This is a genomic window from Agrobacterium sp. DE0009, assembly GCF_007680755.1.
In the GTDB taxonomy this organism is placed as follows: Bacteria; Pseudomonadota; Alphaproteobacteria; order Rhizobiales; family Rhizobiaceae; genus Agrobacterium; species Agrobacterium tumefaciens_B.
This window is the reverse complement of the sequence record NZ_VEIU01000005.1, coordinates 1-24,169: the sequence shown is the minus strand read 5'-3', so window position 1 is coordinate 24,169 and position 24,169 is coordinate 1. Positions and strand designations below refer to the sequence as shown.

The window sequence follows — 24,169 nt, the reverse complement described above, 5'->3', positions numbered from 1 at the left end:
AAAAGGCAATAAAATGGCGTATCGCACTCAAGTTTCCTTCACGGTTCCACAGCGCATCATCCATTGGGCGATGGCGCTTCTGATCCTCTTCAACCTCCTGTTTCCCGATGGCATGGAACATGCCTACCGTCTGATGCGGCGTGGAGAGGCATTGACGCCGGATCAGCTGTCATCGGCGAATATTCACGCCTATGTGGGTTTCACCGTTCTTTTCCTTGCGGTCGTGCGCCTCTGTCTGCGGCTGATGCAGGGCGTGCCGCCACATCCGCCTGAGGAGCCGCGTGTCGCGCAGATTGCCGCGAAAGTGGCGCATTTTACGCTTTACGCGCTGTTCTTCATCCTGCCACTCTCCGGCATCGCTGCCTATTACTTTGGCGTGGGCGCGGCAGGCGATCTGCATTCCGGCCCGTTCAAGGTGCTGATGTGGGTTTTGATCGCGGGCCATGTCGTGGCTGTCCTTGTGCACCAGTTCTATTGGCGCACCAATCTCCTGAGGCGCATGACGCACGGCTAGGGTCCAAGCGGCGGTTTGTCGCGTTTCCTCCCCGCTGGAAAAAGAAGATGCTGGCCCCTGCCGCACCGTGCGGCTGGGGTTCAGGGATGCGAAACATCGAAGAGATATTGGCGGGCGCCGATTGGTGCGATTGTTTTCAGGGCGAAATGATGACGCCGGGAACGACCTCGCTCGATGTGAGCAGGCTCCTCCTCGATCATCCCCCGGGATGGATTAGCGCGCTGATGGCGCTTCGAAACCGTGTCGTTTCGCTCTTCGGCTTAAAAACGGTCCAGTTGGTGGCCGGCGCTTCGGCGGGTGGATTTCCGGTTCTTTCCTCAAGCCGGGAGCGGACCGTGCTGGGTTTCGATGACCGTCATCTCGATTTCCGGATCGTCGTTGATCTCGAAGAAAAAGGAAGCCACCAGCTGGTGAGTGTCACCACCATCGTCAGGCGCAAGAATCTGTTCGGACGGCTCTATCTTCTTGCTGTCGGGCCGTTTCACCGTCGTATTGTGCCGGCGACGATGCGACCGTTTTGCGCCAATGTCCGGCCTGTCAGCACCGGAAGTGAGTGGGTCAATCGACCCGCGTGAGGGTGAAGCCCTCTGCGCGCAGCAGTTCGACAAGGCCTTCTTGGCCCGGCAGATGCAGCGCGCCGACGGCCATGAAGACATTGCCCTTGGCAAGCTCAGGTGTGGCGCGGTCTGCCATGACGTGATTGCGGTCGGTGATAATGCGCTGTTCGAAGGCGGCGTAGCCCTGTTCGCTTTCCGCCGCTGTCTTTTTGGGGTCGATGCTTTTCAGCATGGGCATGGTCATGCCGATATCGCCGGCGACGTAGAGATCGGTCATGGTCGTCATCACGTCATCCATGCGGTCGCCCAGTTCCAGCGTTTCGATCAGTGCCTGAAGATGAAATTCCATCGGCAGCTCGGACATGGCCGTCAGCTGTTCGACCATCGTCTCCAGCCCGACGAGGCGCTTTCCGTTCGCAACCGCGTCTTCGGCAAGCTTCTTGTCGAGAAAGGAGAGGCCCGTTGCCTTGCGGGCGAACTCGCAGGCAGGAAGGGCGACGAAGCTCGAGAGCATCCAGGGCTTCATCCGCGAAACCGCATTCAGCGGAATGCCCCGCTCTTTCAAGCCCTTTTCGAGACGCGAAACATTTTCGGGCGACAGGATGTCGGTGATTGATTTGCCATCCAGAAACATGGTGAGTTCAGGCTTGCTCAGCAGCGACGCCGCGACCTTCTTGTCGTCAACGATTTCGTCCGACTCCACGATGACAGTCGCTGCCTTCTCAAAGGCGGGTCTGGCGGCGGCCGGCATCTCCAGAACACGCGGATCGGTGACATGCATGGTGCCGAGAAGATAGGATGGGAGGGTACCTGCCTTTTCGATGCGCCAGAAGTTGCCCTTGCCGTTCGGGATCGCTGCCGCTTCCTGCTCGATCTTTGCGAAAGCTTGCGGATCGGTTTTACGCATGTCTACGAGAATATCGCTGCCCGTGCAGGTGACCTTCTGCTCGGCGGCCTCCGCCTCGCCCAGTGACAGCAGGGTCATGAGGAGGATGGCAACGGCTGTGACATGCAGGGCGGCCAGCAGCCAGAGCAGGGCATCGCCGGTTTTGCCCATGAGGGTGGCGGTCAGATTTTCAGGTTTCATCAGGCTTTGCATCGGTCCAATCCGGTTCTCGCTCGCTTATAGAACGGCCGTTTGGACGTCTGGTTAATGTTTATGGTTAACCATTTCCTGTGTCATGCGCGAGGGTGCGCGTTGTCGTAGATTTCCAATAATCTTGCCGAATCGACGCCGGTATAGACCTGTGTGGTGGAGAGGCTCGCATGGCCGAGCAGTTCCTGAATGGTGCGCAGATCACCGCCGCCGGCCAGAAGATGAGTGGCGAAGGAGTGGCGCAGCGCATGCGGCGTGGCATTTTCCGGAAGGCCGAACGCGCCGCGCAGCTTCTGCATTTCCCGTTGGATGATGGCGGGCTGCAGCTTGCCGCCGCGTGCGCCGAGGAACAGCGGTTCACTCGCCGACAGGGCATAGGGGCAGAGCTTCCTGTAGGTATCGACCGCTTCGGTGACCACGGCCAAAAGCGGCACGATCCGTGTCTTGTTGCCTTTGCCTGTTATACGCAGGCTGCGTGCGCCGGGCGGAAAATCTGTTGGCGTGAGGCTGAGTGCCTCTGAAATGCGCAGCCCGCAGCCATAGAGCAGCGAGAGGACGGCCGCATTGCGGGCTGCGATCCATGGCTCTTCATTTAACTGTGCCTCTGATGTCGTGATCTTCAGCGCCTGCCGATCGGTCAGCGGTTTCGGCAGGGATTTCGGTTGTTTTGGCGCGCGCATGGCGGTGGCGCCGGCGGCATTGACAAGGCCTTTTCGCTGAAGGTGGTGGAGCAGGGAGCGCAGACCCGCCAGATGCCTGCCGAGGGAACGCGCACCAACGCCCTCCTTGCGCCTGTTAGCCAAGAAGGCGCGCAGATCGACAGGACGAAGATCGGCAATATCCGCAATGGAGGCTGGTTTGCCGATATAGCCTGTCAGGAAGGTCAGGAACTGACGCGTATCGCGCTCATAGGCTTCGACGGTATTGTCGGAAAGGCGGCGCTCACCGCCAAGCGCCGTCAGCCAGGCCTGGCGCTCGGTGAGCAGATCGGGGTCGGCAAATGTCAGGATTTCGGTCACGCGGCGCTCCATTCCACAGCGTGAATATATGCGCCTATGGTCAGCATTTGGTTAAGAGGTGGACTTTGCGGGGCGAGCGCCCTACATCCGGGCGGTTTCCTTTTTCCTGTCGCCGGGGCATGGTCGCCACATCATGGCAAAAGATTCGTCCGATCTGTTTGGGGCTCTGTTCGACCCGCCGTCGCCCACGCGCACGGTGCCCGTTCTTGTGCCCATGCCGGCGCCCGGGCCCTATAGTTACGCTGTGCCTGAAGATATGGTGGTGGAAACTGGTTCCGTCGTTCAGGTGCCGCTCGGCCCCCGGCAGGTGTTCGGCGTGGTGTGGGACGAAACCGGAGAGAAAGCTGTCGATCCGAAGAAGTTGCGGCCCATTACCAAGAGTTTCGAGTGCCCGCCCATGAAGACGGAAATGCGCCGCTTCGTGGACTGGGTTGCCGCCTATACGCTGTCTCCGCCCGGTCTCGTGGCGCGCATGGCATTGCGCGCGCCGGCCGCCTTCGATCCCGAGCCGATGATCGAGGGGCTGCGGCTGACGGAAGGCAAGCCGGAGCGCCTGACCCCCGCCCGCGAGCGGGTGATGGAGCTGGCGGCCGAAGGGCACGGCTGGACGAAGAGCGGGCTTGCTCATGCCGCCGGCGTTTCGACCAGCGTCATCGACGGCCTTGTGAAACAGGGCGTGTTCGAGACGATCTTCCTGCCCGCGCCGCCAGTGGTGCCCGAGCCTGACCCTGATTATGTCGAACCGCGTCTGGAGGGCCCGCAGAGACAGGCCGCTTCGGAGATACTGGAGGATGTGCGCAGGGGCGGTTTTCATGTCTCGTTGATCGACGGCGTGACGGGCTCCGGAAAGACCGAGGTCTATTTCGAGGCCGTGGCCGAAACGCTCAGGCAAGGCAAGCAGGTGCTCATCCTGTTGCCGGAAATTGCCCTGACAGCGGCCTTTCTGGAGCGCTTTCAGGATCGGTTCGGTGCAAAACCGGCGGAATGGCATTCCGACGTCTCACCCCGAATGCGTGAAAAAGTCTGGCGGCAGGCTGTCACCGGCGAGGTGAAGGTGGTAGCCGGCGCGCGCTCGGCGCTTTTCCTTCCCTTCAATAATCTTGGTCTCATCATTGTCGATGAGGAGCATGATCCGGCTTACAAGCAGGAAGACCGTGTTTTCTATAATGCCCGCGACATGGCGGTTGTGAGGGCGCGGATCGCCGAATTCCCGGTCGTGCTGGTCTCGGCCACGCCATCTGTCGAAAGCCAGGTGAACGGCAGTTCCGGCCGTTACAACACGATTCACCTGCACACGCGTTTTGGCGATGCGGCCATGCCGGACCTTCATCTCGTTGATATGCGCCGACACCCGCCGGAGCGCGGAGGGTTTCTGTCACCCGTCCTGCTGCGTGGGATCGGCAAGACGATCGAAAAGGGTGAACAGGCGCTGCTGTTCCTCAATCGACGCGGCTATGCGCCGCTGACGCTTTGCCGGGTCTGCGGCCACCGTTTCCAGTGTCCGCAATGTTCCAGCTGGCTGGTGGAGCACCGGTTCCGCAATCAGTTGCAGTGCCATCAGTGCGGCCATAACGAGCCAACGCCCGATCATTGCCCGGAATGCGGCACTTTTGATCATCTCGTGGCTTGCGGGCCGGGTGTGGAGCGCATCGCCGAAGAAGTGGAGAAACATTTCCCCGAGGCCCGCACCATCGTGCTCTCCTCCGATCTGATGGGCGTCAAGCGGCTGCGGCTGGAGTTGGAGGCCATCGTTAAAGGGGAAGCAGACATCGTTATCGGCACGCAGCTCGTTGCCAAGGGCCATAACTTTCCGCTGATGACGCTTGTTGGCATCGTTGATGCCGATCTCGGCCTTGCCAATGGCGATCCGCGTGCGGCGGAGCGAACCTTTCAGCTGCTTTCGCAGGTAACGGGGCGCGCCGGGAGAACGGGGCGCAAGAGCCATGGTTTGCTGCAAACCTATCAGCCACAACATCCGGTCATGCAGGCCATCGTTTCCGGTGATGCCTCTGCATTCTACGAAAGGGAGATCGTGGAGCGCGAAAAGGCCGTGCTACCGCCCTTCGGACGGCTTGCCTCGATCATTGTATCGGCCGATACGCGCGGAGAAGCGGAAACGCATGCGAGAGGTCTGAGGGCTGCGGCCCCGCAGGTAACCGGCATCATGCTGCTTGGCCCGGCGGAAGCGCCGCTGGCGCTGATCCGCGGTCGGCACCGTTTTCGGTTGCTGGTACACGGGCGGCGCAATTCCGACATGCAGTCGTTTCTGCGCACGCTTCTGGCCAATGGTCCGAAGGAGCGCGGCAGCGTGCATGTGCAGCTGGATATCGATCCGCAAAGTTTCCTCTGAACTTTGCGGGCGCAGGCGTTTTCCCGCTGTCGCGACCGTGGCATAAGGCGAGCGAACAACAGAATCGATTGGGGAACGATATGGAGTTTTATTTTCCGGCCGAATTCGGCGAACAGTTGGCTTTCGGCGCGGCGTTGGTATCGGCCATCATCGGGCTGTTTTTCATGTTTGCACCCGGCTTGACGCTTCGGGCTTTCGGTCTGCTGCCCGCCGGCGAACGACGGGATGGCTATGCGCTGGTGCGCTCGTCGCTTTCCGGCTTTTATCTCGGCCTCGGCGCCGCCGCCCTGCTTCTCGCCCAGCCCATGGTCTATCTCGCCTTCGGTGCGGCATTCGGCCTCAGCGTGTTCGGCGGGATACTCTCCATCCTCTCTGATGGTGGCGCAAGCATGCGGAATCTCTTACTTCTGGTTGTGCACTTTCTGCTCGCCGCACTCTCGTTGAGCTACGTCTTCGGGCTGGTCTGAAACCGGCTTTTTGGCTTTTGCGCCTCACAGGCGCTTGATCCTGAGCGAAATCGGAAAATTAAAACGCATTCCCCCTTGCCCAAACGGCGCTTTCCGCTATTACGCGTGTTGCGAGTCCCGGCGTCCTATGCTAGACGGACCGCGAAATTGGGAAAAGGCAGGGGGGAATTCCGGTCTTTTTCGGGGAAATTGAAACGATTTCAAGAATTTGATGCGGTGGAGCCCCATCGCTGATGGTCTTGGACGATTAGCAGGGAAAAAGTGCCCGTGGCAGAGACCTCCCAGGGAACATCCGGTGTAGCGGAAAGGTATGCGTCGTCGCTTTTCGAGCTTGCTTTGGAAGCGGGTACGGTCGAAGCGGTTCAGGCCGAACTGGACAAGTTTGGCGCTCTTCTCGACGAAAGCGATGATTTGAAGCGTCTGGTTGCGAGCCCGGTATTTTCCGCCGAGGACCAGTTCAAGGCAATCACCGCAATCTGCGAAAAGGCCGGCATCAACGGTCTCGCGCTGAATTTCCTCAAGGTCGTTGCGAATAATCGCCGTCTCTTTGCCGTTCCCGGCATGATCCACGCCTACCGCACCATTGCTGCCGCCCACCGCGGCGAAATCACCGCCGAGGTTACCTCGGCACATGCGCTCGACGAGGCGCAGGAAACTGAACTGAAGGCGGCGCTGAAGAGCGTTACCGGCAAGGATGTGGCGGTTTCCGTTACCGTCGATCCCTCGATCCTCGGTGGTCTGATCGTCAAGGTCGGCTCCCGCCAGATCGATACGTCTCTTCGCACCAAACTTTCCACCCTTAAGCTTGCACTGAAAGAGGTTGGCTGATGGATATCCGCGCCGCGGAAATTTCCGCAATTCTGAAAGATCAAATCAAAAATTTCGGCAACGAGGCGGAAGTCTCGGAAGTCGGCCAGGTGCTTTCCGTCGGTGACGGTATTGCTCGCGTTTACGGTCTCGACAATGTTCAGGCTGGTGAAATGGTCGAGTTTCCGGGCGGCATCCGCGGCATGGCGCTCAACCTCGAAGCCGACAATGTCGGCGTGGTTATCTTCGGTTCCGACCGTGACATCAAGGAAGGCGACACCGTAAAGCGGACTGGCGCTATCGTTGACGTCCCCGTTGGCCCGGAACTGCTCGGCCGCGTCGTTGACGCGCTCGGCAACCCGATCGACGGCAAGGGCCCTATCAATGCCGCCAAGCGTTCGCGCGTTGACGTCAAGGCTCCCGGCATCATTCCGCGCAAGTCGGTTCATGAGCCGATGTCGACCGGCCTCAAGGCCATCGACGCCCTCATCCCGGTTGGCCGTGGCCAGCGCGAGCTCGTCATCGGCGACCGCCAGACCGGCAAGACCGCGATCATTCTCGACACGATCCTGAACCAGAAGGCCATTCACGACAATGGTCCTGACGGCGACAAGCTTTATTGCGTCTACGTCGCTATCGGCCAAAAGCGGTCGACCGTTGCCCAGTTCGTGAAGGTTCTGGAAGAGCGCGGCGCGCTGCAGTATTCGATCATCGTTGCTGCGACAGCTTCCGATCCGGCCCCGATGCAGTACCTGGCACCGTTTGCCGGTTGCGCCATGGGCGAGTACTTCCGTGACAACGGCAAGCATGCCCTCATCGGCTACGACGACCTTTCCAAGCAGGCCGTTGCCTACCGTCAGATGTCGCTGCTGCTGCGCCGTCCTCCGGGCCGCGAAGCTTATCCGGGCGACGTTTTCTACCTCCACTCGCGTCTTCTCGAGCGCGCTGCAAAGCTCTCCGACGAAATGGGCGCTGGCTCGCTGACGGCTCTGCCTGTCATCGAAACCCAGGGTAACGACGTTTCGGCGTTCATTCCGACCAACGTGATCTCGATCACCGATGGCCAGATCTTCCTCGAAACCGACCTGTTCTATCAGGGTATCCGCCCGGCTGTTAACGTCGGTCTGTCGGTTTCGCGTGTTGGCTCTGCCGCCCAGATCAAGGCGATGAAGCAGGTTGCCGGCTCGATCAAGGGTGAACTTGCTCAGTATCGCGAAATGGCCGCTTTTGCCCAGTTCGGTTCGGACCTCGATGCTTCCACGCAGCGCCTCCTGAACCGCGGTGCTCGCCTGACCGAGCTTCTGAAGCAGCCGCAGTTCTCGCCGCTCAAGACGGAAGAGCAGGTTGCGGTGATCTTCGCCGGCGTCAACGGTTACCTCGACAAGGTTGCAGTCGCACAGGTCGGCAAGTTCGAGCAGGGTCTGCTCTCCTACCTCCGGTCGGAAGGCAAGGCGATCCTCGACACCATCCGCACGGAAAAGGCTATCAGCGACGATACCAAGGGCAAGCTCAAGGCCGCTCTTGATAATTTCGCCAAGTCTTTCTCTTAAATCAGGGCTCTTTTACTCGGACGGATAACGGATGCCTTCACTAAAGGATCTGAAAAACCGCATTGCCTCCGTAAAGGCGACGCAGAAGATTACCAAGGCGATGAAAATGGTCGCCGCGGCGAAGCTTCGGCGCGCCCAGGAAGCTGCGGAGGCCGCCCGGCCTTATTCTCAGCGCATGAGCGCCGTTCTTGCCAATATCGCGAATGCGGTTGAGGCGGACGTTGCTCCGGCGCTGATGACCGGCACCGGCAAGGACGATGTGCATCTGCTCGTCGTCTGCACGGCTGAGCGTGGCCTTTGCGGCGGTTTCAACTCGCAAATCGCCCGTTTTGCCCGCGATCACGCCCGCAAGCTGATTTCGGAAGGCAAGACGGTCAAGATCATCACGGTCGGCAAGAAGGGTTACGACGCGCTGCGTCGCGAATTTGCAGCCAACATCATCGAGCGCATCGAGTTGCGCGACGTGAAGAAGGTCGGTTTTGAAAACGCCGACCAGATCGCCAAGAAGGTGATTTCGCTCTTCAACGCCGGTGAGTTCGATGTCTGCACGCTGATCTATTCGGAATTCAAGTCCGTCATCAGCCAGATCCCGACCGGCCTGCAGCTCATTCCCGCCGCAACGCCCGTTGTGGAAGAGGATGCCGCAACGCAGAACGCCGTCTACGAATATGAGCCGGATGCGGCTTCTATTCTGGAAGACCTTATTCCGCGCAACATTTCGGTTCAGGTTTTCCGGGCTCTGCTCGAAAACGTTGCCGGCGAAATGGGCGCCAAGATGAGCGCGATGGATAACGCAACGCGCAATGCCGGTGAGATGATCAACAAGCTGACGCTGTCCTACAACCGTCAGCGTCAGGCTCAGATCACCAAGGAACTCATTGAAATCATTTCGGGCGCGGAAGCGCTCTGAGGTAAGGAAAGAGGGTAAGGATAATGGCTAAGGCAGCTACCCCCAAGAAAACCGCAGCGGTGAACGGCGCGGGCAAGGTTACCCAGGTTATCGGCGCTGTTGTCGACGTGGCGTTCGAAGGCGAACTGCCTCCGATCCTGAACGCGCTCGAAACCGAGAACAACGGTAACCGCCTGGTTCTGGAAGTCGCGCAGCACCTCGGTGAAAACGTCGTTCGCACGATCGCCATGGACTCGACCGAAGGTCTGGTTCGCGGTCAGAGCGTTTCGAACACCGGCGCTCCGATCTCCGTTCCGGTTGGTCCGGAAACGCTCGGCCGTATCATGAACGTCATCGGCGAGCCGGTTGACGAAGCTGGTCCGATCGTGACCGCTTCCAAGCGCGCCATCCACCAGGACGCCCCTGCTTATGTCGAACAGTCGACCGAGGCACAGATCCTCGTCACCGGCATCAAGGTCGTCGACCTTCTGGCTCCTTACGCCAAGGGCGGCAAGATCGGTCTGTTCGGTGGCGCTGGCGTTGGCAAGACCGTTCTCATCATGGAACTCATCAACAACGTTGCCAAGGCACACGGCGGTTACTCCGTATTCGCCGGCGTTGGTGAGCGTACCCGTGAAGGTAACGACCTTTACCACGAAATGATCGAATCGAACGTCAACAAGCTCGGCGGTGGCGAAGGCTCCAAGGCTGCGCTGGTTTACGGACAGATGAACGAACCGCCGGGCGCTCGCGCTCGCGTCGCTCTGACCGGTCTGACGATCGCTGAAAACTTCCGTGACGAAGGCCAGGACGTTCTGTTCTTCGTGGACAACATTTTCCGCTTCACGCAGGCTGGTTCGGAAGTGTCGGCTCTTCTCGGTCGTATTCCTTCGGCCGTTGGTTATCAGCCGACGCTCGCAACCGACATGGGTCAGATGCAGGAACGCATCACCACGACGACCAAGGGCTCGATCACCTCGGTTCAGGCCATTTACGTTCCCGCCGACGACTTGACCGACCCGGCACCGGCCACCTCGTTCGCCCACCTGGACGCAACGACGGTTCTGTCGCGCTCGATCGCTGAAAAGGGCATCTACCCGGCTGTTGACCCGCTCGACTCCACCTCGCGTATGCTGGACCCGATGATCGTCGGCGAAGAGCACTATGAAGTGGCTCGTAAGGTTCAGTCGACCCTGCAGCGCTACAAGTCTCTTCAGGACATCATCGCCATCCTCGGCATGGATGAACTGTCGGAAGAAGACAAGCTGACGGTTGCCCGCGCCCGCAAGATCGAGCGCTTCCTGTCGCAGCCGTTCTTCGTCGCTGAAGTCTTCACGGGTTCTCCGGGTAAGCTCGTTGCTCTCGAAGACACGATCAAGGGCTTCAAGGGCCTGGTCAACGGCGAATACGACAATCTGCCGGAAGCTGCCTTCTACATGGTCGGTTCGATGGAAGAAGCCATCGAAAAGGCAAAGAAGCTGGCTGGCGAAGCTGCCTGATGATGAATTGGCGGGCGCGTGGTTTAACCGCGCGCCTTGCCGGCAATGATGGCGAAACCAAAAAGGCTTTGTCGGCATTGTAACAGACAAGTCCGTGACGCCCGCGTAATTGAAAAGAAGTGAATAGCCATGGCTGACAGTTTCAAATTCGATCTCGTTTCCCCGGAGCGTCTGCTCGTTTCCGAAACGGTTACGGAAGTCGTCATCCCGGCTACGCTGGGTGAAATGACCGTTCTGGCCAACCATGCGCCGACGATGACCACGATCAAGCCGGGTCTGGTAACGGTGAAGTTCGCCTCCGGTGAAACGCACAAATATGTCGTTTTCGGTGGATTCGCCGATATTCTCCCGACGGGCTGCACGCTTCTTGCCGAATCCGCCGTTTCGGCCGATGATATGTCTCCCGACACGCTGCAGCGGCGCATCGACGCGGCTAAGGCGGAAATCGAAGAAGGCAATCATCACCACGAGCATCTGACAAAGCTTGAGAAGCACCTTTACGAACTGACGAACCTGCATGAGGTTCTCGTTGCTGCTTGAAAGCACCGGGCGGGTTCTTCGGAATGACTGCCCACAAAAGAGATAAAGCAGAAAGCGGCCTTCAGGGTCGCTTTTTTGTTTCAAGCGCCGCGCAGTTGGGGAGGCAGCGGCCGGATCAGTCCGATACAAATTGAACCAGCGTAAATCTTCCCAAATCGATTCCGAATTTCTGCACTATGGGTTAGATGTTGTAGCGAGGGTCAGGTGGCACTGTGGCTGCCACCGCAGAATGAAGCGGCGCTTCATGTTTACGGAGGATGAGTCCCGGTGTCGGCACAAACAAGCTTTCGGGTCGTTTCGAGAACCGCCATGCGCGACGGCATTCTGGCCGAAGGCGACCGTGCGGTCCCTGAGGAAGTGCCGATCGCGTTTTCTTATGGTGGCAGCACCCACGCCGTAATGATGGCGAGCCCGGCAGATCTGGAAGACTTCGCGGTGGGTTTTAGCCTGACCGAGGGCATCATATCGGCGCGCGGCGATATCAACGCCATCGAGGTCGTTGAAGCCGGAGAGGGATTCGACGTCCAGGTGGATCTCATGGACGCGGAGGCGGATGCGCTGCGCGCGCGCCGCCGGCACATGGCTGGCCCCGTTGGCTGCGGTCTTTGCGGCATCGAGTCGATAGAGCAGGCGGTCCGCCTCGTGCCCAATGTCAGCGGTATCTCGATGTCGGTTGGAAGTGAGCACATCGTCGCCGCCATGAGAGCCTTGAATGACGCTCAAGCATTGAACCGTGAGACGAGAGCGGTTCATGGCGCTGGCTTTTACCAGCCGGGAAGCGGCCTGCGGGCCGCGCGTGAGGATGTCGGGCGCCACAACGCGCTCGACAAGCTTGCGGGCGCCGTCATGAATGCGGGCATCTCCGCAGCGAGCGGGATTGTGGTGGTCACCAGCCGCCTCTCAGTGGAAATGGTCCAGAAAACCGCACTCCTGGGCTGCCCCGTGGTGGCCGCCATTTCTGCGCCCACCGGACTGGCGATTGAGACCGCGGAAAGAGCCGGGATTACTCTTGTCGCGCTGGTCCGGGGTGAAGATTTTGAAATCTTCACCCGTCTAGACCGGATCATTTTTTAAGATCCGTGCGTTGGTGAGGTCGGTGACTCATATTATGTCCGCTGATCACGCGATTACCGAAAATGCTCTTTCCTGTTTTGCCGCATTGTTCGACGCCGAAGCGAATACGCTGCGGCTGCAAATATTCTAGAATTCGGCCCATTCCGCAGCCGCGTTTGCATATGTTTTTGCCGGAGCGAATCGTGGTTGCTGGGGGGCCGGCAGGCGTGTAACGGTGGCGGCCTTTCTGTCGAGAGGCTGATGAGATGACGCTGCAGCCTCGCGGGAAATCTTGAACTGTCGCAGCAGCTCGTAGAGATTGTCTGCCTCATTGGCGAGGCCGTGGCTGGCGGCCGTGGTTTCTTCAACCATGGCCGCGTTTTTCTGGGTCGCCTGATCCATGATGTTGACAGCTTGGTTAATTTCCTTCAGCCCGTTTGCCTGCTCGCGCGATGCTTCAACAATGGCTGAAACGTTGGCGTCTATTTCTCCCATCTGCGACTGAATATCGCGCAACGCGTCGCCCGTCTTGCCGACGAGATCGACGCCGCTCGCAACCTGCTGACGGGAAGTGTTGATCAGCGACTTGATCTCCTTGGCGGCGACGGCAGAGCGCTGGGCCAACTCCCGGACTTCCTGCGCGACCACCGCAAAGCCCTTGCCCGCTTCACCGGCACGGGCCGCTTCAACGCCTGCGTTCAATGCCAGCAGGTTGGTTTGGAAAGCAATGTCATCGATGACGCCGATGATATTGGTGATCTCGCCTGACGAGCGCGAAATCGCATCCATGGCGGATATGGCCTGCTGCACGACATCGCCGGAATGTTCGGCATGTTCCCTTGTCCGCAGCACCAGCTTACCCGCTTCACCAGCACGCTGGCTGGCATCGGCAACGGTGGTGGTGATTTCTTCAAGGGCGGCAGCGGTCTCTTCCAGTGACGCCGCCTGTTGCTCGGTCCGCTGGGAGAGCTGATCGGCGGCGATCCTGATTTCACCGGAGCCTGAGGCGATTGTCGAGGCATTGTGAGCGATGGTCTGCATCGTGGCCTGCAATTTGCCGACTACTTCGTTGAAGTCGGCTCTGAGCTTCTCCATGCTTGGCACGAAACTGGTGTCGAGGCGCTGGACAAGATCGCCCTCGGCGAGTGATCGCAGCGCTCCAGCGAGAGCGCTGATGGCGCTCATGCGCGGCGTGACATCGGTGGCGAATTTCACCACCTTCACAACCTTTCCGGCATCATCGACAACGGGATTATAAGCCGCCTGAATCCATATTTCCTTGCCATTCTTGCCGTAACGAACAAATTCGTCGGAAATGAACTCTCCGCTTGCCAGACGCGGCCAGAAATTCGCGTAGTCTGTAGAGGCGGCATAGGCAGGATCGCAGAACATCCGATGGTGCTTGCCTTCGATTTCCTTCAGATCGTAATTCACCGTTGCGCAGAAGTTGGGATTGGCGGTGATGATGGTGCCGTCGGGCAGAAACTCGATGGTTGCCTGCGAGCGGGACAGTGCCTCAAGCTTGCCGGCATCGTCCACCGCCTTGATCTTCTTGGCGGTGATATCGGTGGCGATCTTGATGACCTTGTATGGTTTGCCGGAGCGGAAAACCGGGTTGTAGGAGGCCTCGATCCAGATAACGCTGCCGTCCTTGCGGACACGGCGATACTCTTTGGCCTGAAACTCGCCGCGGGCGAGAGATGCCCAGAATTCGTCGTAGGCGCGCGACGTGGCAAGCGTGTTGTCGCAGAAGATGCGATGGTGTTTGCCGACGATCTCGGTGAGCTCATAACCGAGCGCCGCACAGAAGTTCTTATTCGCCGTCAGGATGTTTCCTTTAAGATCGAATTCAATAACCGCCTGCGATCGCGAAATGGCGTCGAGCATGTTTTTATTGTCGGCACTTTTCCCTAAACCCAGCATTACACGTCCCCCAAAATCAGCCCTAGGGCGCGGCAAGCTGCACACCCGGGTGCGCGCCACGCCATATCACGTTGAACAACGAACAGGTTTGCCGCGAAGCGGCGATGCAGGCACTTCTCTATGTCGGCCCTGGGTCAGGTATCGTCCGTATACGATTACAAGTCGGCGCGGTTCTGATCTATGGCTTTTAATATTAGATATCTATAATATTAAAATGTTCTTATTTTAATGTTGCCCTCGACAGCATAAAACTAAACCGCCGGGCGGCGGCTCCGGCGGTGTGGATTGGTCAGTCGTCACACTTGATGCTGCCAGCGGGCAAGGTGCGCTTATGCTGCGAGGTCTTCTGCCTCTGTGCCCTTGAACATCTTCGCAAGGTTCAGGAAGCAGATCATGCCGTGTTCGTTGGCAATGATGCCTTCAGAATAAGACTTGTCGAAAGAGGCCGAGATTTCCGGAACCGGCTGAACCTGGTTTGCCGGGATCGTGAGGATGTCCGACACCCGGTCTACAAGCATGCCAATGACCATGTTGTGCACTTCTGCTACCACGATGGCACTGCGTTCGTTGGCAACGGTGCTCTTCATGCCGAGCTTGTGTGCAAGATCGATGATCGGAATAACCGACCCGCGCAGGTTCATGACGCCGATGACGTCTTTCGGCGCGTGTGGAATGGGCGTGGAAGGCGCCCAGCCGCGGATTTCGCGAATGGTCGTCGTCTTCACGCAGAATTCCTGATCATGCAGGCGGAATGCGATGATTTCGAGCGTCTCACCGCCAAAATTGGTAGAGTTAATCATTGCCATCAGAATTCTTCCCAATGCTCGCTGTGGAGGCCGGCGCAAGTGCACCGACACTTGCAATGCGAATTTGGCGTTCTGCCTGGTGCCTGAACAGCCGGAAAAAATATTTCCGTCTTCAATGGCAGAGTCGTAGCACGAGATGGTTTCGCAAACCTAAATGCGAAGCGGTCAAGCAGACTTTTCGCTTTTTCAGATCAGGAAAAAGCCTTTTTTATATTACGCAGCGTCCTTGCGTAAAACCGCTTCACAGTTTTACTAGAAAGGCTAATATTCCTTCTCGTAAAAAATGCCCGCCGCGCCTTCACCGTTGCCGCCGGCCTCCCCGCGCAGTTTTACACCACGGCCAACATCAAGATTGATGATGGCCTTTGCACCGGAATCGCCGCTCTGCTGCAGTTCCAGATAGGTTCTTTCATTGAGATACTTGCCGGCGGAAACGCGAGCCTGTCCCTGGGAATCGGTGGAAATATCGAGATCATCGACGCCAAGATTACTTCTGAGCTTATCGAACAGGGAGGTGGAGCGCCCGCCCGCCAGCTGAGCGGCGGCATCGGCCAGCCGCGCGATCTGCAGCGCCGATAGCTTCGACATGGACTGGCCGAAGATCAGCTGTGCCATCACTTCATCCTGCGGCAGGGCAGGGGCGGAAGAGAAGGCAAAGGTTGGATCGTTGGCATTGCCTGACACCGACACCGTAACGGTTGTCGATCCAACCGTCGAATCCGCCTTCATGTCCAGAACGGGAACAAGCCCGCCACCGAAGGTGATATTGCCCGTTGTGAAATCCAGGCGACGGGTGAGGATTTCCAGCCGGCCGCGACGCATTTCGAATCCGCCGGAAATGGCGGGAGCGGCAGCGGTGCCGCGAATGGTGAGGTTACCGGTGAGTTCTGCATCGATGCCACGTCCGCGAACGAAGATTCCGCTCGGGGCGTTCACTTGCAAGTCGAGATTGATCGTCGAGGAACTGCCGCTGCCACCCTGATCAGCGCCAAGCGCCTTGGCCTGTGCACGCACCTTTGGCGACGCATTCTTGTGTTTGACGTCGATTTCCGTCAGCGAGGCCGGAAGTTTTTCCGGAATGGTGATGGCACTCCTGTCCAGCGTCAGATTACCGCCAAGCACAGGGGAATTCAGCAAAGGGCCCTTCAGCGTCAGCGTGCCGCTGACCACTGTCGTCACCAGCGTGCCGTCATTGTAACCGGCACGATCCAGCCTGATCGATATATCTGCCGGGAATCCGCCGCCTGATATGCCGACGCTGCCCGTTCCCGAGATCGTTCCGCCACCGGCCAGCCTGCCGCTCAACCGGGAAATGACGGCGCGGTCGCGGTCGAAAGTGATGGTCGCGCCAAGGTCGTTGACGGTGAGGTTCCTGCGCACGTCGGTCAGGCGCGCACCGTCCGTGGTGATGGTGCCGGTCACAACAGGAGCCGAAGCATTGCCGGAAATTTTCACGTCAATGGCTGCGGTGCCGTCGACATCAAGCCCTTGCGCTGCGGTCTGCGCTGCGACGGCGGAGAAGGGCAACCTGCCTGAAAACGACATAGAAAGCGGGCGGTTGCCAGCGATGCCGAGCGAGCCCCCTCCGGAGAGCAACATGCCGCCCTGGCCTGAGACGTTGGTGTCGATCTGAAGGTTTCCGCCAGTAAAACGGCCATTGGCCTTGATGCCGAGCGCAGCAAGCCCTGCAGCGCGGGTCTGCGCGACCTCCGCATTGGCCCAGTTCAGATTATAATCGACGGAGGGGTTGGACGCTGCGCCCTTGGCACTGACCGTGCCGGAAATGCTGCCTGCTGCATCCAGGCCGGTGGCGAAGGCATTGGCGAGGCTGGCCGGCAGCGAACTGATCTCGGCGTTGATGTCGAGCGTCGATCCAGCCGATCCGTTGACCTCGATGCGTCCGTCGCCGGTCACGATGGTCAAACCGGAGATTCGGGCAGTGCCGTTCTGAATAGCGATGGTGCTGGGTTTGTCCAGACGCACCGGAATGCCCCTTGGCGCCGCCGAGAAAGCGTCGAGCCGGACCGTCATCGGCGATCCGCCGGTTTCGGCACTGCCTTTCACCACCAGCGGCGCATTGTCATACCGGCCGTTGACATCAAATTGCGTCGTCGTGCCGGAATGACCAATGGTGGCGCTCAGGCCGGATATTGCGGCGGCACCGGCATTGATGCTGTCGGCACTGATCCTGCCATTGATGGCGAGCGCCTTGAGGTCGTCGATGGCGATATCGGCGGCCAGTTTTGAAATCGTTGTCGTGCCCTGGCGAATGCTGCCGCCGTTAGCCTTGATCGTTGCGGCGATCTTGCCGTCGATATTGCTTAGCGCGATATCGCCGGCGATGTCGCCATCCGCCTGCTGAGCCGCGAGAGCCGCCAGCAGGGAAAGATCGGGAAAATTAAAGGAAAGATTGCCCGTCGGCAGGAATTGCTGCGAAAATTCCAGCTTTCCGTTCAGGACGTTACGGCCAACGGTGATATTGAGTTCCGGTATTGCCGTGCCTTTTTCGGTCTGCACCACATTGGCATTGGCGTCGATCTTCTGCCGGTCAAGACTTCCGCTCGCCGTCAGCTTGGCCTGCGGCGCGGCCGGGTCAGCCTTGCCGGAGGCGTTGACGGTCAGGGCCTCTAGCCGCCGTCCCGCAAGCAGCGCACTTTCGGACGTCAGGCTCACATTGAAGTCAGGGGCGGCGAGCGCGCCGCTCGCTTCGATGGTGAAATCGGCGACACCCTTCGCCTGGGGCGTCAGCTTTTCCAGCGCCGGGAATTTGCCCTTGAGGTTGGCGCTCAGCGCATCATTTTCGAGACTGACATTACCTTCCGCCTCGATCGTTCCGGACTTGATAGCCAGGTTCTCGACACTGGTGCGCCCGCCGATCGTCACGTCGACATCACCCTGAAGGGCGATGGTGCTGTCGAATTTTTCGGCGAGCGCTGGAGGAAGCGTCGCAGGCAATGCGAAGAGTTGAACGCTGGAGGTGAGGCGGTTACCGGCAAAATCAAAACTGCCATTCAGCGTGCCGCCGACGCTTGCACTCTCAAGCGTTGCACCACTGAAGCTGACGGCCGAGGAGGTGAGGCCAAGTGGCGCCTTTATGGTGAGGGGAGCGCGCACGAGCCGGTCGATATCCGCACTCACGAAGGACGACTGCGCAATGGACAGAACGGTTGCAATCGTGCCGCTACGGTTGGCGATGTTGAGATCGGCGCTCTCGGCTGTCAGCTTGACATCGTCGAGCCTGCCCTGCGGCAGGGATAAGCTCCGCAAGGAAGCGGTCGTGTCGAGATGCGCGGCGTCAGCGTTTCCCTTGAGAGAGAGATCGAGGCCGTTAATCAGCGCCTGGACTTCGCCATTCTCGAGCGGCCAGCGGAAATCCACAGGGCCGGCAGTGCCGATAAGGTTCGCGGCAAGATCGTTCTGACCGTTCGGATCGACAGAGCCCGATGCCGTCAACAGCAGGGTGCCGGTTTCAAGGGTGCTGCTGCCGATTTCGATGCGCCCCTGCGGGAAAAGCGTTGCATTTGCATCGAGCTTCGTCTCGCCAGCAAAAAGCTGGCGGAAGGCGGGAGGCAGAAGCATATCCGGCTGACCGCCGCCGGCAATCTCGATCCGCCGCGTGCCGTCATCTCCGAGGAGGTGGCGGCCGGTCACGTTGACGACGGCGTTGCCGGCGACACTGCCGCGCAGCGTACCCGTCCAGCTGGAAAGAGGGCCGTCGCCGTTCAGGTCCAGCGCTACGGCAGGCGTGCCCGGCAGCGACAGCAGCGTTGCGAGGAGGCCGCCTTCCGGCTCCTTCATCTCTGCCTTCAGCTTCAGGACATTTTCGTTCGGCAGGAAGGCGATGTCGGCGTTGACTTCCGCATCGACGGCATTTCGTCTGTGTGCGGCAAGCGAAAGGCGCATGTCATCCGGGGCAGCCTTGAGATTGCCTTCCGCGGAGAGATCGAAGGCGCGACCGAGAAGCGGTTCGCCGAGGCTGATCTCCGGGAAGCTGAAACTATCGACCGTGATCTCGATGGGCAACGATGAACTGCTGGAACTCTTGCTGCTGTTATTCTGCTCAGGTGGCAGCGGTTTGCGCTCAACACTGATCGATCCGGCCGATACCCGGTCGGCATGGAAGGTTCCGGCCAGCAGCGAAAGCGGCGACCAGTCGACGGCGATCTCGTTGATGCGGGCATAGGGGCCCTGCCGGTCCGAGAGCGTGACATTGTCGAGCCGCAGTCGCCCTGTCAGAAGACCGCTCGGTGTCGAGAGTGCGATCATTTGATCCGGCGTCGAGATGAGCGACGAAATCTGTTTTGCTGCGATTCTCGCCCCCATCGGGGTAAAGCCGATGAATAAAACCGCAAGCAAGACCAGCGCGACGCCGCAGAGCGCAGCGTAGCCCAACCATTTCAGCAATCGAATCAAAGTTCTCATCAAAAGTAAACTACACTCTATTGTAAGGGTGTTCGACTGCGGCTTTTAAAATGACTGGCCAATGCCCGCATAAATGCCGAAACTGTTACCGCCATCATATTTTTCAAGCGGCATGGCGACATCGAGACGCAGAGGCCCGAACGGTGTTGCGTAACGCAAACCGATACCGGCACCAGCCCGGATATCGGAAAAATCCGGGGTTACCTCGTCTGAAACAACGCCCGCATCGATGAAAGGCACGATGCCAATCGTATCGGTGATCTTGATGCGGGCTTCAACGGAGCCCACGACATACGAGCGGCCGCCGGTTGCGTCGCCAGCGGTATTGTAGGGTGATATTTCCTGGTAGCTGTAGCCGCGGACGGAGCCGCCGCCGCCAGCATAAAAGCGTCTGGTGGTGGGAATGTCCTGCAGATCGCTACCGCCAACCAGCACGCCGCCGGCAAGTTTTCCCGCCATGATCAGCCGGTCTTCGGCGCCGAGGCCCTTGTAGCCGGTGATCGAGCCTTCGAAGGAGGAGAAGAACGTGCCGTTGAGTGCCTCGTAGCTCGGCTTCGCGGCGACCGATGCCCGAAAACCCTCCGTCGGATTCAGCTTGTCGTCACGTGCGTCGCGCACGAACTCCAGAGGTATGGATGTCGTCAGATACTGGTTCTTGCCGAAGGCATCTTCCGTATCCGCCCATTGGACCTCGAGGCCGGCTGCGGCCGTATCGGTATCGTTCAGTTCATAGGCAAAGCCGGCCGTGCCCGTCACGGTCTTCGCGTCATAGGTGTCGGGGTGCTCGGTCTTCGCGATCAGGCTCGTCTTGAAGGTGGTACGCGGGTTGAACATGCCGGGCTTGGTGAAGGTGATGCCAGCCGAATAATCCATGCCGTCGACGCTTGATGCTTCGGCGATGCGGGAAACGGACCCTTCGATACGCAGTGATTCCGCCTGGCCGAACAGGTTTCGGTGGCCCCAGTATCCCTGAAGCCCGATGCCTTCCGTGGTGGAATATTGCGCGCCAGCCCCAAAATAACGGTGTTTGCCTTCGGACACTTCGATTGTCAGCGGAATGGTGCCGTCGCGCGCGAGGGTTCCCGCTTCCTTGATCGTCAGACTGGAAAAGACGCCAAGCTGACGCAAACGGTCCGCAGCCTTTCGCAGCTTCTCAGGCGAATAGGGCTCGCCGCCATTGAGGCGGGAATAACGGCGGATGAAATCGCCGTCGACGGTCTTTTCGCCGGTCACGGTAACGGTGCCGAGCGGTGCGACGGGGCCACCTTCGGCCGCCATGGTGATATCGACCGTGTTCGTCGCGTGGTTGGCCACCGCTTCCCGTTTCGTCAACTTGGCAAGCGGCCTTCCTTCGGCCTTCAGGTCGTCGATAAGCTTGTTGCCGGCGCGGATGATCGCGAGCGATCCGGCATCGCCACCGGTGACGAGGCCATATTCTTCGAGATTGCGGCCCGCGACATCGCCTTCCAGGCGAACGTTCCCAAGCGTGAATTTCGGGCCCGCCGTTACGGTTATGACAACGGGAACGGGCGCACGATGATCGAATACAGGGTTGGGCGGCAGGTCATCGACATTTTTGCCGGCGACCGTCACGTTCACGAGGCCGCCGTAACGGGCGGTTTCGTAGAGCGACGCGATCAGCCTGTCCCGGTCGTCCCTCGCCTTTATCAATAGGCCGAGGTCGCCGGAGGCTGGCTTGTCCTTGTCTGACAGAAGAAGAGAGCTGTTTTCCAGGCTTTCCTTCAAGGATGCATCGGCGTCCGGGGCATTCAGGGTGACGGAAAAAGCGACGGGATTGATGACTTCGACCTCCGGTTCCTCGGAACCCCAGAGGCGGACGCCGAAGAGCTTGAAGGCAAAGGCATCACGCGCAAACGCCGGATACAGGACGAACGTGAAAGCAACCGCAAGAGCGGTGCCAGCTTTCCGATACGCAATACCTGTCTTCGGGTTAGTTCGTGTTCTTCGCATAAGCTGCTTTATGGTTGAGGCTTTATTGTCGCCCTAACCCGTTTCCTGTCCGTTAACGTTGCAATTTAATCATAAATAAACGGCTTTGAGGACCCTCGGGCAGCTGTTTTGCAGCCAATAACGCAAAAAGCCCCGGGTGACCGGGGCTTCTGTGCAACTGTTATTCGCGAAGCGATTAGCGGCAACGTGCCGTGTAACGCTGGCCGTACTGGTCGCGATAATAGCAATAGCCAGGCTCGGAAGCGTTGCCGATCAGAGCACCACCGACGCCACCGATCGCTGCGCCAACAGCCGCACCACGAACGTTACCAGTGACCGCGCCACCGATGACAGCGCCGGAAACGGCACCAATCGAAGCACCCTTTTCAGTCTGCGTGCAGCTTGCGAGCGACAGGCCGACCAGCGCAAATATGATTGCCTTTTTCATGAAACTCTCTCCAACGTTACAATGAGCTCTTTGGCTCGGTAGGCGTCCCATATTTATCTGCGGCGACTGCTACCTCCGACCGCCACAGATAACTAACAATTCGATGTCGTTTAGGGAAGCCTCCACCAAGGCATTCCTCCGAGCGTAAATCGATTGTGCCCCAAACAACGGCGCGGCGCAAAAAAGGTTCCAAAAATCCGCTTTTTTGATGTGAATCAATTTTGCGCTTTTCATGAGCGGCTATAAACGGTTTATTGGAATGGTTCAAAACAACGGCGAATTGACGCAGTGGCGGCTAAAATGACCCGCAAGGGTTGACGGTCCCGGCAACGAGGCAGAGAACGATCTGGTCAATTCTGGAGCATGGCATGGACTTCGAGGCATTTTTCACGACGGAACTGCAAAGCCTGCATTCTGAGGGACGTTATCGCGTTTTTGCGGATATAGAGCGGCAGCAGGGCAACTTTCCCCGCGCGACACGCTACAACGCCGATGGCGAGCGGAAGGACGTTACCGTCTGGTGCTCCAACGACTACCTCGGCATGGGCCAGAACCCGAAAGTCATCGAAGCCATGAAAGCCGCCATTGATCACTGTGGCGCGGGTGCGGGAGGCACCCGGAATATTTCTGGCACCAACCATTATCACGTCCTGCTCGAGCGCGAGCTTGCTGACCTCCATGGCAAGGAATCGGCGCTGATCTTCACCTCAGGTTATGTTTCGAACTGGGCCACCCTCGGCACGCTCGGCCAGAAGATACCTGGCCTGATCATTTTTTCGGACGCGCTCAACCATGCCTCGATGATCGAGGGCATCCGGTATGGCCGTTGTGAGCGGGTGATCTGGAAGCACAATGATCTGGAGGACCTCGAGGCCAAGCTCCAAGCCGCTGATCCGAACGCGCCGAAGCTGATCGCTTTCGAATCCGTTTACTCCATGGACGGCGATATCGCGCCGATCAGGGAAATCTGCGATCTCGCCGATCGTTATGGCGCCATGACCTATCTCGACGAAGTCCACGCTGTGGGCATGTACGGCCCGCGCGGCGGCGGCATTGCCGAGCGCGAAGGCCTGATGGATCGCCTGACGATCATCGAGGGAACGCTCGGCAAGGCCTTCGGCGTCATGGGCGGGTACATTACCGGCTCCGCCGCGGTCTGCGATTTCATCCGCTCCTTCGCTTCCGGTTTCATCTTCACGACGGCACTGCCGCCGTCGCTCGCCGCCGGCGCGATTGCTTCGATCCAGCACCTGAAGGCGAGCCCTTTCGAGCGGGCCCGTCATCAGGACCGCGTGCGCAAGCTGCGCGGGCTTCTCGACGCTCGCGGCATTCCGCATATGGACAATCCCAGCCACATCGTGCCGGTCATGGTTGGCGATGCTGCAAAGTGCAAATGGATTTCGGATATCCTGCTCGATAGCCACGGTGTTTATGTGCAGCCGATCAACTACCCGACCGTTCCGCGCAAGACCGAGCGCCTGCGCATCACCCCGACCCCGCTGCATAGCGATGCGGATATCGAAAACCTGGTTGGCGCACTGCACCAGCTTTGGTCGCACTGCGCGCTGGCGCGTGCGGTGGCGTAAGGCCGGTTTCTGGATCGAAGACTTTTGGGCCGCGTTTACGCGGCCTCAGACTGCTGACAAACCCCTGGCGTGAGCTGGGGGTTTGTGATTCATTGGGACATGTTGAAGAAACCTGCTCCCGAACAGACTGCTCTCGAGATGGTGACGCTCGATAGCCTGGTCCCGCAAGATCACCTGCTCCGCAAGATCGACGCGGTGATCGACTTCTCCTTCATTCATGACCGCGTTGCAGGCCTTTACTGCGCCGACAATGGTCGTCCGCCGCTCGACCCGACCTTGATGTTCAAGGCGCTGTTCATCGGCTACCTGTTTGGAGTGCGCTCGGAGCGTCAGTTGGTGCGCGAGATCGAGGTGAACGTCGCCTATCGCTGGTTTTTGCGCCTGAAGTTGACTGACCGGGTCTTCGATGCCTCGACGCTGTCGCAGAACCGCCGCCGCCGCTTCAACGACACATCCGTTGCCCAGGACATCTTCGATGCGATTGTCGAGCAGGCGATCAAGCACGGCTTGGTGGATGGGACTGTACTCTACACGGATTCCACCCACCTGAAGGCCAACGCCAACAAGGGCAAATACGATCTCGCCCTGCTCCAGAAGTCGCGCGCGGATTACTGGGCCGATCTGGATCGGGCGATCGAGGCGGAGCGCATATCCCATGGCCAGAAGCCATTGAAAGAGAAAGAGCGCGAGCCG

19 protein-coding genes are annotated in these 24,169 nt (G+C 59.2%); 12 read left to right on the top strand and 7 right to left on the bottom strand.

The genetic code is table 11. The features are described 5' to 3' along the window. The first annotated feature begins 13 nt into the window (after positions 1-13). Both FS804_RS17535 and FS804_RS17530 read left to right on the top strand, forming a co-directional pair. Positions 14-514, top strand: a complete 501-nt coding sequence (locus FS804_RS17535; RefSeq protein WP_144578162.1) for a cytochrome b — start codon at positions 14-16, stop codon at positions 512-514. Positions 515-600: 86 nt separating this feature from the next. After that, positions 601-1,089: a DUF2867 domain-containing protein gene (locus FS804_RS17530; RefSeq protein WP_186376875.1), complete on the top strand. Its 489-nt coding sequence runs from the start codon at positions 601-603 to the stop codon at positions 1,087-1,089. On the opposite strand, the gene FS804_RS17525 is transcribed toward FS804_RS17530, so the two are convergent. Together FS804_RS17525 and FS804_RS17520 are read right to left on the bottom strand one after the other, a co-directional pair. Further along, entirely contained in the window at positions 1,073-2,170 is a 1,098-nt protein-coding gene (locus FS804_RS17525; protein WP_144578158.1) for a TraB/GumN family protein, read from the bottom strand. The genes FS804_RS17530 and FS804_RS17525 overlap by 17 nt on opposite strands. 80 nt (positions 2,171-2,250) lie before the next feature. Next, positions 2,251-3,198, bottom strand: coding sequence for a tyrosine recombinase XerC (locus FS804_RS17520; protein ID WP_144578156.1), 948 nt, complete (start codon positions 3,196-3,198; stop codon positions 2,251-2,253). Between the two features lie 121 nt (positions 3,199-3,319). On the opposite strand from FS804_RS17520, the gene FS804_RS17515 reads away from it, so the two are divergent. From FS804_RS17515 to fdhD, 8 genes are all read left to right on the top strand, one after another. Further along, positions 3,320-5,536 (top strand): primosomal protein N', encoded by a 2,217-nt coding sequence (locus FS804_RS17515; RefSeq protein ID WP_144578154.1) that lies wholly within the window; start codon positions 3,320-3,322, stop codon positions 5,534-5,536. A gap of 80 nt (positions 5,537-5,616) precedes the next feature. Then, complete coding sequence (locus tag FS804_RS17510; protein ID WP_144578152.1) at positions 5,617-6,003, top strand: phage infection protein; 387 nt, start codon at positions 5,617-5,619, stop codon at positions 6,001-6,003. Positions 6,004-6,264: 261 nt separating this feature from the next. After that, positions 6,265-6,831, top strand: a complete 567-nt coding sequence (locus FS804_RS17505; RefSeq protein ID WP_186376873.1) for a F0F1 ATP synthase subunit delta — start codon at positions 6,265-6,267, stop codon at positions 6,829-6,831. Beyond that, on the top strand, positions 6,831-8,360 hold the full coding sequence (gene atpA, locus FS804_RS17500) for a F0F1 ATP synthase subunit alpha (protein ID WP_063948351.1): 1,530 nt from the start codon (positions 6,831-6,833) through the stop codon (positions 8,358-8,360). The genes FS804_RS17505 and atpA overlap by 1 nt, the downstream gene beginning before the upstream one ends. Positions 8,361-8,391: 31 nt before the next feature. Next, positions 8,392-9,270 (top strand): F0F1 ATP synthase subunit gamma, encoded by an 879-nt coding sequence (locus FS804_RS17495; RefSeq protein WP_063948352.1) that lies wholly within the window; start codon positions 8,392-8,394, stop codon positions 9,268-9,270. A gap of 23 nt (positions 9,271-9,293) precedes the next feature. Next, positions 9,294-10,748, top strand: coding sequence for a F0F1 ATP synthase subunit beta (gene atpD, locus FS804_RS17490; RefSeq protein ID WP_063948353.1), 1,455 nt, complete (start codon positions 9,294-9,296; stop codon positions 10,746-10,748). 129 nt (positions 10,749-10,877) lie between these two features. Then, positions 10,878-11,288 (top strand): F0F1 ATP synthase subunit epsilon, encoded by a 411-nt coding sequence (locus FS804_RS17485; protein WP_004443766.1) that lies wholly within the window; start codon positions 10,878-10,880, stop codon positions 11,286-11,288. A gap of 309 nt (positions 11,289-11,597) precedes the next feature. Further along, a complete protein-coding gene (fdhD, locus tag FS804_RS17480) occupies positions 11,598-12,362 on the top strand; it encodes a formate dehydrogenase accessory sulfurtransferase FdhD (RefSeq protein WP_144578148.1) in 765 nt (254 codons plus the stop codon). A gap of 126 nt (positions 12,363-12,488) precedes the next feature. Here the strand turns inward: fdhD and FS804_RS17475 are convergent, their stop codons facing one another. The 5 genes from FS804_RS17475 to FS804_RS17455 form a co-directional block, all read right to left on the bottom strand. Beyond that, a complete protein-coding gene (locus FS804_RS17475; RefSeq protein ID WP_186376905.1) occupies positions 12,489-14,228 on the bottom strand; it encodes a methyl-accepting chemotaxis protein in 1,740 nt (579 codons plus the stop codon). A 365-nt stretch (positions 14,229-14,593) separates the two neighbouring features. Further along, positions 14,594-15,070, bottom strand: coding sequence for a chemotaxis protein CheW (locus FS804_RS17470; protein WP_003504949.1), 477 nt, complete (start codon positions 15,068-15,070; stop codon positions 14,594-14,596). A gap of 261 nt (positions 15,071-15,331) precedes the next feature. Further along, a complete protein-coding gene (locus FS804_RS17465; protein WP_144578144.1) occupies positions 15,332-19,492 on the bottom strand; it encodes a translocation/assembly module TamB domain-containing protein in 4,161 nt (1,386 codons plus the stop codon). A gap of 45 nt (positions 19,493-19,537) precedes the next feature. Next, positions 19,538-21,463: an autotransporter assembly complex family protein gene (locus tag FS804_RS17460; protein WP_144578142.1), complete on the bottom strand. Its 1,926-nt coding sequence runs from the start codon at positions 21,461-21,463 to the stop codon at positions 19,538-19,540. A gap of 175 nt (positions 21,464-21,638) precedes the next feature. Next, complete coding sequence (locus FS804_RS17455; RefSeq protein ID WP_004443753.1) at positions 21,639-21,890, bottom strand: YMGG-like glycine zipper-containing protein; 252 nt, start codon at positions 21,888-21,890, stop codon at positions 21,639-21,641. Between the two features lie 368 nt (positions 21,891-22,258). Between FS804_RS17455 and hemA the strand changes: the two genes are divergently transcribed. Together hemA and FS804_RS17445 are read left to right on the top strand one after the other, a co-directional pair. Further along, positions 22,259-23,476: a 5-aminolevulinate synthase gene (hemA, locus tag FS804_RS17450; protein WP_063948362.1), complete on the top strand. Its 1,218-nt coding sequence runs from the start codon at positions 22,259-22,261 to the stop codon at positions 23,474-23,476. Between the two features lie 99 nt (positions 23,477-23,575). Further along, the coding region (locus FS804_RS17445) for a transposase (RefSeq protein ID WP_144578140.1) at positions 23,576-24,169 on the top strand (594 nt) is incomplete at its 3' end.

Excerpts from the sequence above, each read along its gene's own strand:
- atpD (WP_063948353.1), top strand. The coding sequence starts at position 9,294 with ATGGCTAAGGCAGCTACCCCCAAGAAAACCGCAGCGGTGAACGGCGCG.
- FS804_RS17460 (WP_144578142.1), bottom strand. The coding sequence starts at position 21,463 with ATGCGAAGAACACGAACTAACCCGAAGACAGGTATTGCGTATCGGAAA.
- atpA (WP_063948351.1), top strand. The coding sequence starts at position 6,831 with ATGGATATCCGCGCCGCGGAAATTTCCGCAATTCTGAAAGATCAAATC.
- FS804_RS17510 (WP_144578152.1), top strand. The coding sequence starts at position 5,617 with ATGGAGTTTTATTTTCCGGCCGAATTCGGCGAACAGTTGGCTTTCGGC.
- FS804_RS17465 (WP_144578144.1), bottom strand. The coding sequence starts at position 19,492 with ATGAGAACTTTGATTCGATTGCTGAAATGGTTGGGCTACGCTGCGCTC.
- FS804_RS17530 (WP_186376875.1), top strand. The coding sequence starts at position 601 with ATGCGAAACATCGAAGAGATATTGGCGGGCGCCGATTGGTGCGATTGT.
- FS804_RS17515 (WP_144578154.1), top strand. The coding sequence starts at position 3,320 with ATGGCAAAAGATTCGTCCGATCTGTTTGGGGCTCTGTTCGACCCGCCG.
- FS804_RS17485 (WP_004443766.1), top strand. The coding sequence starts at position 10,878 with ATGGCTGACAGTTTCAAATTCGATCTCGTTTCCCCGGAGCGTCTGCTC.
- hemA (WP_063948362.1), top strand. The coding sequence starts at position 22,259 with ATGGACTTCGAGGCATTTTTCACGACGGAACTGCAAAGCCTGCATTCT.
- FS804_RS17470 (WP_003504949.1), bottom strand. The coding sequence starts at position 15,070 with ATGGCAATGATTAACTCTACCAATTTTGGCGGTGAGACGCTCGAAATC.
- fdhD (WP_144578148.1), top strand. The coding sequence starts at position 11,598 with ATGCGCGACGGCATTCTGGCCGAAGGCGACCGTGCGGTCCCTGAGGAA.
- FS804_RS17475 (WP_186376905.1), bottom strand. The coding sequence starts at position 14,228 with ATGCTCGACGCCATTTCGCGATCGCAGGCGGTTATTGAATTCGATCTT.
- FS804_RS17520 (WP_144578156.1), bottom strand. The coding sequence starts at position 3,198 with ATGGAGCGCCGCGTGACCGAAATCCTGACATTTGCCGACCCCGATCTG.
- FS804_RS17535 (WP_144578162.1), top strand. The coding sequence starts at position 14 with ATGGCGTATCGCACTCAAGTTTCCTTCACGGTTCCACAGCGCATCATC.
- FS804_RS17525 (WP_144578158.1), bottom strand. The coding sequence starts at position 2,170 with ATGCAAAGCCTGATGAAACCTGAAAATCTGACCGCCACCCTCATGGGC.
- FS804_RS17495 (WP_063948352.1), top strand. The coding sequence starts at position 8,392 with ATGCCTTCACTAAAGGATCTGAAAAACCGCATTGCCTCCGTAAAGGCG.
- FS804_RS17455 (WP_004443753.1), bottom strand. The coding sequence starts at position 21,890 with ATGAAAAAGGCAATCATATTTGCGCTGGTCGGCCTGTCGCTCGCAAGC.